At 34.9% G+C, this 12,006-nt stretch carries 15 protein-coding genes; 10 read left to right on the forward strand and 5 right to left on the reverse strand.

Features of this window, described 5'->3' with window-relative positions; genetic code table 11:
- Window positions 1-159: 159 nt before the first annotated feature.
- Window positions 160-1,511 (reverse strand): IS3 family transposase gene (locus tag NSQ92_RS00630; protein ID WP_341132648.1). Its coding sequence is split into 2 segments (ribosomal slippage): window positions 160-1,061 and window positions 1,061-1,511, totalling 1,353 coding nucleotides; the frame shifts between segments, so codons are not numbered across the junction.
- Window positions 1,512-1,846: 335 nt separating this feature from the next.
- Between NSQ92_RS00630 and NSQ92_RS00635 the strand changes: the two genes are divergently transcribed.
- The 7 genes from NSQ92_RS00635 (at window position 1,847) to NSQ92_RS00665 (ending at window position 7,528) form a co-directional block, all read left to right on the forward strand.
- Window positions 1,847-2,194: a lmo0954 family membrane protein gene (locus NSQ92_RS00635; RefSeq protein WP_047941750.1), complete on the forward strand. Its 348-nt coding sequence runs from the start codon at window positions 1,847-1,849 to the stop codon at window positions 2,192-2,194.
- Window positions 2,195-2,206: 12 nt separating this feature from the next.
- Window positions 2,207-2,857, forward strand: coding sequence for a PspA/IM30 family protein (locus NSQ92_RS00640; protein ID WP_047941749.1), 651 nt, complete (start codon window positions 2,207-2,209; stop codon window positions 2,855-2,857).
- 96 nt (window positions 2,858-2,953) lie between these two features.
- On the forward strand, window positions 2,954-3,688 hold the full coding sequence (liaF, locus tag NSQ92_RS00645; protein WP_047941748.1) for a cell wall-active antibiotics response protein LiaF: 735 nt from the start codon (window positions 2,954-2,956) through the stop codon (window positions 3,686-3,688).
- Window positions 3,685-4,731 carry a sensor histidine kinase gene (locus NSQ92_RS00650; protein WP_047941747.1) on the forward strand — a complete coding sequence of 349 codons (1,047 nt, stop codon included), beginning with the start codon at window positions 3,685-3,687 and terminating at the stop codon, window positions 4,729-4,731. The genes liaF and NSQ92_RS00650 overlap by 4 nt, the downstream gene beginning before the upstream one ends.
- Window positions 4,724-5,356, forward strand: a complete 633-nt coding sequence (locus tag NSQ92_RS00655) for a response regulator (RefSeq protein WP_047941746.1) — start codon at window positions 4,724-4,726, stop codon at window positions 5,354-5,356. The genes NSQ92_RS00650 and NSQ92_RS00655 overlap by 8 nt, the downstream gene beginning before the upstream one ends.
- Before the next feature lie 201 nt (window positions 5,357-5,557).
- Entirely contained in the window at window positions 5,558-6,883 is a 1,326-nt protein-coding gene (locus NSQ92_RS00660; protein ID WP_047941745.1) for an oligosaccharide flippase family protein, read from the forward strand.
- A gap of 87 nt (window positions 6,884-6,970) precedes the next feature.
- Window positions 6,971-7,528: an RNA polymerase sigma factor gene (locus NSQ92_RS00665; RefSeq protein ID WP_047941744.1), complete on the forward strand. Its 558-nt coding sequence runs from the start codon at window positions 6,971-6,973 to the stop codon at window positions 7,526-7,528.
- A gap of 159 nt (window positions 7,529-7,687) precedes the next feature.
- On the opposite strand, the gene NSQ92_RS00670 is transcribed toward NSQ92_RS00665, so the two are convergent.
- A complete protein-coding gene (locus NSQ92_RS00670) occupies window positions 7,688-7,936 on the reverse strand; it encodes a hypothetical protein (RefSeq protein WP_047941743.1) in 249 nt (82 codons plus the stop codon).
- Window positions 7,937-8,056: 120 nt separating this feature from the next.
- Between NSQ92_RS00670 and NSQ92_RS00675 the strand changes: the two genes are divergently transcribed.
- The 3 genes from NSQ92_RS00675 (at window position 8,057) to NSQ92_RS00685 (ending at window position 10,170) form a co-directional block, all read left to right on the forward strand.
- A complete protein-coding gene (locus NSQ92_RS00675; RefSeq protein ID WP_095322574.1) occupies window positions 8,057-8,989 on the forward strand; it encodes a magnesium transporter CorA family protein in 933 nt (310 codons plus the stop codon).
- Between the two features lie 105 nt (window positions 8,990-9,094).
- Window positions 9,095-9,598, forward strand: coding sequence for an acyl-CoA thioesterase (locus tag NSQ92_RS00680; protein ID WP_047941825.1), 504 nt, complete (start codon window positions 9,095-9,097; stop codon window positions 9,596-9,598).
- A gap of 287 nt (window positions 9,599-9,885) precedes the next feature.
- Window positions 9,886-10,170 (forward strand): hypothetical protein, encoded by a 285-nt coding sequence (locus NSQ92_RS00685; protein WP_047941741.1) that lies wholly within the window; start codon window positions 9,886-9,888, stop codon window positions 10,168-10,170.
- A gap of 58 nt (window positions 10,171-10,228) precedes the next feature.
- Here the strand turns inward: NSQ92_RS00685 and NSQ92_RS00690 are convergent, their stop codons facing one another.
- The 3 genes from NSQ92_RS00690 to NSQ92_RS00700 form a co-directional block, all read right to left on the reverse strand.
- Window positions 10,229-10,867 carry a Bax inhibitor-1/YccA family protein gene (locus tag NSQ92_RS00690; protein ID WP_047941740.1) on the reverse strand — a complete coding sequence of 213 codons (639 nt, stop codon included), beginning with the start codon at window positions 10,865-10,867 and terminating at the stop codon, window positions 10,229-10,231.
- Window positions 10,868-10,929: 62 nt separating this feature from the next.
- Window positions 10,930-11,316, reverse strand: a complete 387-nt coding sequence (gene mscL, locus NSQ92_RS00695) for a large conductance mechanosensitive channel protein MscL (protein ID WP_047941739.1) — start codon at window positions 11,314-11,316, stop codon at window positions 10,930-10,932.
- A 144-nt stretch (window positions 11,317-11,460) separates the two neighbouring features.
- Window positions 11,461-11,733 (reverse strand): acylphosphatase, encoded by a 273-nt coding sequence (locus NSQ92_RS00700; protein WP_061799910.1) that lies wholly within the window; start codon window positions 11,731-11,733, stop codon window positions 11,461-11,463.
- Between the last annotated feature and the right edge of the window lie 273 nt (window positions 11,734-12,006).

The raw sequence follows: 12,006 nt of genomic DNA on the forward strand, positions 1-12,006 counted from the left end.
TGAACAGTCAGCTTGTCGACAAAAAGATATTGGAGAAGTAAAAATGCATTTTCATGCGTTGCTTGGAGTGGAGGGGGTGAGATTCCTGTGGGATTAGCGAGACAGTCTGAGACCCTGCAGGCTGTAATGCAGTGACCCCCAAAAATTAAACACATTATTTTAACCTATGGTCTGAGTTCGATATTCTGTTGGACTCAGACCATTTAGTTTTGTTTTAATTCGTTTATGGTTGTAGTAATAAATATATTTTTCTAGTTCTTTTAAAAAATGCTCTTTATTTTTAAATTCCATGGAATAGAAAAACTCTGATTTTAGAATGCCAAAAAAATTCTCCATTACCGCATTGTCGTAACAGTTTCCTTTTCGCGACATACTTTGTGTGATTTTCCGTTCCTTTAAGGATTCACGATAAGACTTCATCTGATAATGCCATCCTTGATCCGAATGTAACAGGAGATTTGTATATTTCTTGGGCAAGCGCTTCATAGCCTTTTGTAACATTTCCGATACTAGCGAATAGGTCGGTCTAGATCCTGTGGTATACGTAATAATCTCTTGGTTAAATAAATCTAAAACAGGAGATAAATAGACCTTTTCGCCAAATAGCTTGAATTCGGTGATATCTGTTACCCATTTTTCATTCGGTTTTCTTGCAGTAAAGTCTCTTTTCAATAGATGGGGAGCAGTTTTTCCTACTACTCCTTTATAAGACTTATATTTTTTCAATCGAATCATACATTTTAAGCCTAGTATTTTCATGATTCTTTGCACTTTTTTGTGATTGATTTTATATCCCCTGTTCTTTAATTCACTCCAAACACGACGATATCCATAACGGCCTTTATTTTCAACAAAGATAGAGGTAATCTCCTTTTTCCAATTTTCATCGGGATCTGGCTGATTCATTAACTTAACTCCATAGTAATACGTACTGCGACGAATATTCGCTATTTTGCATAACTTATTCACCGGATATTCATGCCTTAGTTCATACACGACCTTTATTTTGTCTTGTTTGGTGACTTTTCCTTGTCTTGAACTAAGGCATTCAACTTTTTTAAATACGCATTTTCCATACGTAATCGTTCTAATTCTCCCTTTATTTCTTTGATTTCATCTTTCTCTGCTTGTCCTTTTTTCTCCATGGTAGATTTCTCCTCTTTCCTGGAAACAAAGGCTACTTCCCCTAGACGATTATACTTCTCCTCCCACCGTTGGATAGTATACGGGGAAGGTAAGTTAAAGTAAGTGGCAGTATTCAGATAAGATGCCCCTGTCTCTACACGATATTTTAGTACCTCCAGTTTAAAGGAGGGTTCATACACCGTGCAACTATTTCGGGGCATTAGTGCCTCTACTCCATGCATTTGATATAACTTCCACCACTTTATGACTGATTTTTTATCGATCCCGATACGATTAGCAACTTCAAGAAAGGAAAATTTGCCACTTTCATATAGTACAATAGCTGATATTTTTTCTTCTATAGTCCACCGTTTTCTTTTATCCATACAAAAGCCCCAATTCTTGTGGTGTCCAATAATTGGGGTGCAGTTCAGTAAGCCGAAGCGGCTCAGCGCGAGCCCCACGGAAAGCGAACCCCCGGAGCGGAAAGTAACGTCTAAATTCAAAGAGATTAATAAATATACTTTACTCAAACTTCTATTTCCAAAATACAGGAGTTTGTCTACAGTCTGAAACTGTTCCATTATGAACAGTTTTTTCTTTGCTTATTAGTATTAGTATTTTCTAAGACTAAAGTTGTAGAGCAAAATCAAGCTAAGGCATGTTATGAAAAAAACAGGAAGAAGGTAACATAGTAGATAAGAAAGGAGCGAAACGCAAAATGAAAAAATTTGGTTTATTTCTTATTGGGGCGGCCGCCTCTATCATCCTTTTATCACAGATAGGTCCAATACTCGGTTTAGTTATTAGTGCAGCAATTCTTTATTTTGCCTTTAAGCAATACACGAAAGCAACAAGCACATCAGGAAAGCTGGGGTGGGGGATAGCAGGAGTGATTATGCTTATTATAACAGCAAGTAACCTGCCAGCGATCATCGGATTAGCAGCCGCGTATGTATTGTATCTTGTTTACAAAAAGTGGAACAACAAGCAGACCATTATTACAAATAAAACAGCGGATGACCCTTTTGCAAATTTTGAAAAACAGTGGTCAGAATTAAATAAATAAGGAGAGGTTAATATGACAAATCTATTAGAAAGAATAAAAAATACGGTAATGGCAGACATTAATCATTTATTAGATAAGAAGGAAGAAAAAAATCCAATCGCGCTTTTAAATCAATATGTAAGAGAATGTGAGAAAGAGACAGATAAAGTAAAAAAAATGGTCGAAAGACAATATAAATTAAAAGAAGAGTTCATGAAGGAATTACAACAGGCTGAACAAATGGCGGAGAAAAGACAAAGACAGGCTGAGGTGGCTGGCAAAGCAGGAGAAGAAGAGCTTTTTGCTTATGCTAAGCAGGAGCAGACTCATTATGAAGAAAGAGTATTACGCTTAACCGAATCGTTAAAAAATACAGAGCAGCAATTGCATGAAATAGAAACGAAATATATGGATATGAAACATAAATTGAAGGATATGAAAATACGCCAGATGGAACTGATGGCAAAAGAAAATATAACAAAAGCACACCATACAATGAATAAAGTATTAGAAGAAAAACAGGCGAGTCCAACAAATCCAACACGCTTTAGCGAAATGGAACAATATATAGAAACGTTAGAAGAAAAAATAAATACAGAATATTATAAACAAACAATGGACGAAAAGTTAGCAGCATTAGAGAAAGATATGCTAAAAAAAGAAGATGACTCCATTTCCTTATAAAAAAATGGTATTCTAAAAGAGGCTGGTGTGGTAAAGCCAGCCTTCAATTATTTAAGATCTTCATCCAAATAAAATAAAGAAGGGAGAGAATAGCCAATGTTTAAACAATTAAAAGATAACTATGCAAATTGGTTTTATGTAGTTGGAGGTTTTTTGTTATTAGAAATCTTCGTCTTTAATCCCGGACTAATCTTTTCCCTTCTTGTTTCAATTGGCATGATTTATATATCAAAGAAATCACGGCAAGGCGGAGCTGGAAAGATTCTTTTTTGGATAGGGAGCCTGCTTTTAATCATTAGCATACTAAATATGGTTACAGTGAAAATTATCTTGTTTACACTCCTTGCCTATTACCTTTTTCAATTATTTCAAAAAAAGAATAATGAGGATATTATAAAACCAATCATAAAGGATAAGGAAACGGCCATACAGACAGACGAAATAAAAATAAAGAAAAAGCCCTTATTTACGAATTCTCTCTTTAGCCGTAATACCACACCAGATCACGTATATGAATGGGATGATATCAATATTCAGGGTGGCATAACGAATACTACTGTGGATCTTAGTTACACGGTGTTACCAGAAGGAGAAACAGTTATTATGATTCGAAATATTGTAGGAGATGTGAAGGTATATATCCCTTATGATATGGATGTTAGTATTCACCATTCCAGTTTATTTGGTTCCTATCAAATATTTGGTGAAGCTGAAGAAAATATATGGAATCAAAATATAAGCATTCGGACAGCTGGATATGATCAGGCTGAGACTAGAGTGAAAATTTTCACCTCATTAATTACTGGTAGCTTAGAGGTGAAAAGAATATGAGTATTATAACGAGACAAATTTTGTGGGGAGTATGTGCATCCCTTCTTTTACTTGTATTCTTTTCCATAAGCTATCTAATCGTCTTTCCGCCGGCAACCTGGAGTGCTTTGTGGGAAAAAGAGGTAATGGATGTTCCATTTATTTTATTTTTAATCAGTGTAGATATTACATTAGGTGTTTTAATTGGTTATTTATCAGGATTTTCCTGGAAAAAACAAATCCGTTCCATAGAAGAAACCTTACATACAATGGATAAAATGGAGTATTATCCAGTTCAGCCAATTGGTTCCACAGAGGAGCTCCAATCTTTAAGCTATAGAATCATTCAGCTGCAGAATCAATTAGTGGAACAAATGAAGCTATCTCAAAAACTCGTAAATGAGAAAGCGGAAGATCAAGAGGTGAAGGTTCAAACTGTCATTATTGCAGAGCGAAATCGTTTGGCCAGAGAATTGCACGATTCTGTGAGCCAACAATTATTTGCAGCATCGATGCTGTTATCAGCAATTAATGAAACAAGACCGAAAACGAATGATCATGAATCACGGCAATTACAGCTAGTAGAGGAAACGATTCAGCAGTCTCAATTAGAGATGAGAGCTTTATTGCTTCATTTACGACCAATCGCTTTAAAAGGAAAAACGTTAAAAGCGGGAATTATAGAATTATTACATGAACTACAGCAAAAGGTATCTTTGGAAATGGAAATGAAACTAGAAGATATCGATTTGGATAAAGGAATTGAAGATCATCTTTTTCGAATTCTTCAAGAATCGGTATCCAATACATTAAGACATGCAAAGGCAAGTTCCTTAGAAGTACAGCTTATTCAGAGGGAGGCATTTGTTATATTGCGAATAATCGATGATGGTGTCGGCTTTAATGTGGATAAGAGGAAAGCAGGATCTTATGGACTTCAAAATATGCACGAAAGAGCAGCTGAAATTGGCGGGGTATTAAAATTAATAAGTTTGGAAAATAAAGGAACAAGATTAGAAGTGAAAGTGCCAATTTTGGGAAGAAAGGAGGATTTAAATGATTAGAGTATTGCTAGTGGATGATCATGAAATGGTGCGGATTGGAGTCTCTTCTTATTTATCTGCACAGACAGATATTGAAGTTGTTGCAGAGGCGGAAAATGGCAGTAAAGCTGTTGAGCTTGCTCTTCAATTAAAGCCAGATGTGATTTTGATGGATTTAGTAATGGATGAAATGGATGGAATTGAGGCAACGAGGCAAATAATAGAAGCATGGCAGGAGGCAAAGATAATTATTGTCACCAGTTTTCTTGATGATGAGAAGGTATATCCTGCTTTGCAGGCGGGTGCAACAAGCTATATGCTCAAAACATCCAAGGCGAGTGAAATTGCAAGAGCTGTGCGCGAAACATATCAAGGCCAAATTGTCCTAGAGCCTGAAGTTACTGATAAAATGATGACAAAAATGCGAGAAAAGAAAACTACGCCTCTGCACGAGGAGCTAACTACCCGAGAAATGGAGATTCTCTTGTTGATGGCGGAGGGGAAAAGTAATCAGGAAATTGCAGACGAATTATTTATTGCATTAAAAACAGTGAAAACACATGTAAGTAATATATTAAGTAAACTGCAAGTACAGGATCGCACTCAGGCTGTCATTTACGCTTTTAAGCACTCACTTGTAGAATAAACAAAAAATAAAAAACCTTATATGCAAGTGAATAGGTCCCTTAATCAAACGTTTAATTAAGACATTTCTCTCTCTACAATTAAGAAAAAGACAATCTAGGAAAATATTTTTTGAACTTGTCTCATATGATGATAAAGAAGAGAAAATAAACACACATCTTTTACTTACATGCTTGTGGAAGATAGATTGAGGGAGAGATTCATGAGTTCATTTTATAAAGGGACCTTTTTATTAATTGTTACCGCGTTTTTTGGCGAATGTATCGAATTCATTATTAATATGGTAATGGCAAGGGAACTTGGAGAGCATGGACTAGGTTTATTTATGACCATATTACCTACTATCTTTCTTATTGTACTGCTTGCTACCTTTGAATTGCCAACATCCATTTCGAAATTTATTGCTGAAAAAGATTCCAAATATCATTTATCGATGCTGCAGCAAGTATTAAAGTGGACCATTATTTTCACTATTTTTCTAACCATCATCGCATCTATCATCATACCTTTTATCCCTATTTTTTATTCCTATCATCCACTCTTGAAGTGGCTAGTTATTCTTCTATTGCCGATTATTTCCTTTACTTCTATTGCGAGAGGTTATTTTATGGGAAAACAGCAAATGGGGAAAATTGCGGCTTCTAATTTTTTGAAAAAAATTATTCAATTAGGTTTATTAGTCTTTTTGTTTCAATGGTTTTCCTTTGATTTAAATACTTCTGTATTGATTGCCTTTTTTACCATTGTAGGGAGTGATACAGTTGTCTTATTGTACTTATTGCATATGTTTTTCGTGCAATATCAGCGGATTAAAAAGGGGAAAAATGAAAGCATGAATGGGAAAGTCATTTGGAAGGATTTATTATCTGTGTCTATTCCGACAACAGGTCTTCGAATATTTCATGCTCTAACACACGCCATTCAGCCTTTTCTCATCAAAGGGGCACTTGTTGCATCAGGAATAACAGCAGCAAATGCGACAGAACAGTATGGAATGCTTGCAGGGATAGCAATGACGATAGGTTTTTTTCCAGCTTTTATATCCCATAGCTTTATGACAATGCTGATACCAACTGTTTCGAAAGCGTATGTACAAAAAGACTATCCAAAACTACAAAGATTATTGCAGCAAGTGATGATCATAACAGCAATTTATGGGACCATATCTGTTGGGATTTTTTATTTTTACGCGGAAACACTTACGATGACCTTTTTTCACTCTACTCAGGCAGCTATAATTGTGCAGCTTTTATGGCCCTATTTTTTACTTCATTACTTCACCATTCCCATGCAAGCATATTTAATTGGTTTGGGCTTGTTGAAAGATGCGGTTTTTCATAGTGTGTGGGCAACATCATTCTCTTATGCAGCGATTTATTATTTAGGATCTTTAAGCCAGCTTCAAATGAGCGGAATTGCAATTGGAATGAATTTAGGAGCTGTTATATTAGCTTCCATGCATTATTTAACAATATGCAAAAAAATAGGAGTTTCAATGTGGCTGACACCAGTGAATAAATTCCAATAAAAAATTTTAAAAAAAGTGTAGGGATTCGCAGAGGAGCTAGCGTTTATTAAGTAGAATCGTAAAACTGGGAAGGGGAAAAGAAAGAACATGGAATCCCTAATAAATAAAACATATACTGTGGGAAATCAAGAAGAATTATTTGAACATGTCGTGAAGGAATACGGAAAATCAATTTATATCTATATATTATCGCTTGTTAAGCATAAAGAACTAGCGGAAGATTTGTATCAAGAAGTATTAATTTCCGCTTATACCTCATTTGGCAGCTTTGAAGATCACCATAAAGTGAAAAGCTGGCTCTATAAAATTGCTCTAAATAAGTGTAGAGACTACTGGAGAAAAGAGAAAACATCAAAGAAGTTTTGGGAAGAGTCTGTTTATACATATGCAAGAGATACTTCTGTGGCATTGGAACCTGAGGAAACATTAATGAGCAAATGTGAAAAAGAAGAGATGATTGATACATTGGAAGAATTACCAAATATGTATAAAGAACCTTTACTGCTTTTTTATTACCATAATCAAACATTGGTAGAGATAAGCAACCATACAAAAACGCCATTATCAACGGTCAAAACAAGAATGAAACGTGCGAAGGATCAATTGAAGCCAAAAGTTATGAATAAAAAGATTGTTTATTTATGAGAGGAAACTTGAATCAGTTGCTTCTCCCTACTGATTCAAGTTTTCCTATTCTGTACATAAATGTCTGATTGCTTTTAACTAATTATCACTAAATGATAGGAACAGTCCAAGTAATGGAAATTCCTTATCCATTCGCAAAATTACATCGAAACTACGAAACTAGTTACTATTTCTTTGTTTATTATAGTAATTTACGGAATACATTGCGCCTTCATTTACCATATTGTTGTCACCAATATCATCTGGAGCGGGATTTCCTGCTTTAGAAAGTAAGTCCTCTTGTTGCGTAGAATTGAATTTGCTTTTAAAGCGATGAAACATGTCTTTCCCTTTTGATGTGAACAGGAAAAAGCTTCCTAATCCAGCCCCGACAATTGCAAAAGTACGCATTGAATTTTTTCCAAACATGAGAGAATCCCTCCTAATTTATTCCTTCTCGTTCCATTCTATTTTTTATTTACCCTATTATAAGTTTTACAAACGTCATTCAGGGAATAATAATTGAAAAGCGATTAAGGGGGGATTCAAGTGAAAAGATATCGTTTAGAGAACTGGGAGTGGTTTCAGCTATTGGAAGAAGCGGATATACAGGAAGTGTCCTTAGAAAAGGGTCCATTAATAAATACATGGTTTCGCGATATAAAAGGAAATCGAAGTAACTATCTTCATATTGATACGTCAGAAGAAGACCAAGAAGTATTAAGTGGTTCGCTTATATACCATAGAGAAATAGATAAAAAAGAAGACTATGAAATTTTCCATTTTTTCTTATCAAGGGATACATTAATTACTTATGATTATAAGGATAATAGTTTACATATTGATAGAAACAATCTAATAAAAGAGATAAAGCATGCACAAACACCGATTGAAGGATTTATGGTTATTCTAGGAAAAGTAATGACAGATATTTTGTATCATATAGATGCTTATGAACAACAGTTAGAACAATTGATTTGGGATGTTAAACAAAGAAATAGTATAAAAACATTAGATAAAGTGTATCAGTCTAGACATGAACTTCTTGTTTGGAAGAATGTTATGATCCCTTTTCTTGAAATCAGATACTCATTAGAGGAAGCTTTTGGCGAGGAAATTACCAAAGGAAAAGTATATGCTCGTGTTACTAAGAGAATCGAAAGAGGATTAATTTTGGTGGAAGAATACCAAAAAGAATTAAATAATCTCGTTAATTTTGAAGAGGTAGTATCCCAGCATAGAGGAAACGAAATTATGAAAACCCTGACGGTATTCACTACAATATGTACACCAATTATGGCTTGGGGAGCATTATGGGGAATGAACTTTGAGATTATGCCAGAACTAAAATGGAAATTCGGCTACGTTTTTTCTTTAGCAGTGATTATTGGCTCAACGGTTGTTGTATATTTCTATCTTAAATCACGAGGGTGGATGGGGGATCTGTTAAAAGCCCGGAAGAAAAATTCTTTTTTTCGATAACCCTAATCCAAGCAATATTAGACTCTTCCTCCTAAATTAGCATATAATAAGATGGTAGATAGGATAAAAAGGAAGAAAACTCCCATGAATATGCAAGGAGGAGCTATGGAAGAGTCAAAATTTTGTAGTGAGTCACTAGTAGTGAAAACAAGTATTGTTTTTCCAACAGATACCAATACTTATGGAACTTTATTTGGTGGCAAATTAATGGCCTATATTGATGATACAGCTGCTATCTCAGCGATGCGTCATGCAAGACGAGGGATTGTTACTGCTTCGACTGATTCAGTTGATTTTTTGTATCCTATTCATGAGGGAAATGCTGTGTGTCTAGAAGCTTTTGTTACCTATACTGGAACTTCCTCCATGGAGGTATTTGTAAAAGTAACGGCAGAGGATCTAATTTCTGGAGAGCGCCATTTATGCGCACTTAGCTTTCTAACGATGGTTGCCATCGATGAAAATGGAAAGCCGACAAAAGTTCCCAAAGTTATCCCACAAACAGAAGAGGAAAAGAGCCTTTACGAATCAGCGAAGGAACGAGCGGAAGCACGAAAAAAACGGAAGAAAGAAACAGAAGAACTTGCAAAGAAATATAGAAGTTTTTGATGATGGGCAAGGGAATGCCATGTCATTCTCTTGCTTATCCTAGTAATGCATAAAATCATACTAAAGCTAATAAGTTTGTCGAAAGAAAGTCTGGGAAAAAGAGAATATTTTCATTATTGATAAAAATCGATTTTACATGCTGTCGAAATACCAAATTATTTTCCAGGAAATGATGACATTCTCCAAAATATTGTCTAATAACACTGTCTGATTTTGCAGGGGGGATAGTGTTTAATTTCGTTATCCATAATTATTCTATACTATGGGACAGGTGCTAGGAGGTAAAAGTGAAAATATTTTCTCTTTCCTATTTTGTTGTTACAAGAAAGATTGACTTGAATATGGAAATAATCGAAGAAGAAAAAAGTCTTGTTTTATGGAGTGATAGAGTTACTAGCGACGAGCAGACATTTCATTTACACACCATCCATGACATTTCCTTTAAGCCCTCGAGTAATCAATATAAAATGCTATATTTACATACAAATCGTGGAGTGTACTCTTTTGTAATAAAAGATAATCCAGAAGAAATGATTCGATTAATTAGAAGACAAATAGCGGATTATTTATAGGCATACATCTAAAAAAGGTTTGAGCAAGGAGGTTTTTGACCTCTTTACTCAAACCTTTTTAATCTCTTTCGGACAGAATTCCGAAAATACGTAAGATACTTATAAATAAATTTAGGAAATCGAGATATAAATTTAAAGCCATTAAAGGAACTTGATCTGCTGTTATACCATAATGTTTCATTCGATTAAAATCATACAACACATAGCCGCTAAATATTAGGACACCAATGAAGGAATATGCGAGCATGCCACCTGTTGCTAATGGCCAAAAGATATTGAAAATACCGATAGCAATTAAAGCGATTAGGGAAGCGAGTAACATTCCTCTTAAGAAAGAGAAGTCGCGCTTCGTTTTTGTTGCATATATAGCAACCCCAGCAAACACAATTGTCGTAGTACCCAATGCATTAATGACAACATTTCCGCCAACTGTGGATACATAATAAGAGACGATTGGAAAGGTGGTAATCCCCGAAATAAACGTAAAGGTAAATAAGAAACCATAAGATAATGATTTTCCTCTTCTTGCGAAGATGGCGATTAATAAAAGAACAACTTCTAAAATTGACAACGGTAAAAATAAATAGGATGGAACAAAATTACCAATCATTGTTCCAATGAATGCTATTCCTAGAGAAAGAGCAAAAGTTCTTAAAACAGAGGGCATATATTCGTTACTTGGGCTATATGCATACATTTTTCTTCACTCCTGTATTGTGTTTAATTTATATAGTAATACGAACAACGCGCAAAAAAGTTTCAATTTAAGCCATTTTTATCGCGAACAACATCTGCTTTCAGTAAATCACGGATTTCTTTTAATAGCTCTTCTTTAGTATCAACGGTTACTGCTTCTTCTTGTACCTCTTCCTTTTTCTTAAAGCGGTTTAAGAAGCGGATTACTAAAAAGATAGAGAAAGAAATAATGAAAAAGTCAACAATTCTTTGTATAAAGTTTCCATAATTTATACTTGAATAAGACCATGTTGAGAAATCTACGCCGACAACAAAGTGGGCGAACAGCGGCATGATCAAATCATCTACTAGTGAACTGACAATTTTGCTGAATGCCGTACCAATAATCACCCCTACTGCTAAATCTATTACGTTACCTTTTATTGCGAATGCTTTAAAGTCTTTCCACATGCGATCCTCCTAATATATGTACATCTTATTTTGTTTTTTAAAATATTATTATTCTGACATGAAAAATTATTATTATCAAGTTAATGAAAACACAATTTAGTAAAAATAGGACATGGCAGAAATCGAATATGTCCTATGAATTATTTAATAAATCACCTTAAAGCTCGAAAATAGTTCTTCTGGCTCACTTTCCTTTATTTCTATATGGTCCACTCTGGCAAAGCGATTTCCCTTTTTTACTTTTTCCATAAAAGCTCGCAGCGTTTCAGAAGAAGCTACAGCCATACATTCCACTGTTCCATCTGCTTTATTGCGAACCCAGCCGGTTACCTGATTTTCCATAGCAATCATTTGGACAAAGTATCGAAAACCTACGCCCTGAACCCTTCCTTTGATTATAAGATGTAGTTGTTTCATTTCGTCCCTCCTAATTTTAAAAATCTTTTATCTCCTTTTTAACGGGCGGTGAACTCAACAAGGAAAAAAGCATCCGAAAAGACCGAGTAAGGTGCTTATATCAGCAAGGGTGAAGAAAATCCGCACAGATTGGAGCTTTCTTTATTTTAATATATAGCAAGCTTTCTTATTAATCATCTCATATTTATTTATATTGACGCAAGTTAGGCCCTTGGATATGGGTAATGGGAGAGCGGATAGTCTATATGATGTGTGTGAAAGGTCTCGGAGAAG

Source organism: Niallia sp. FSL M8-0099 (genome assembly GCF_038006945.1).
In the GTDB taxonomy this organism is placed as follows: domain Bacteria; phylum Bacillota; class Bacilli; order Bacillales; family Cytobacillaceae; genus Niallia; species Niallia circulans.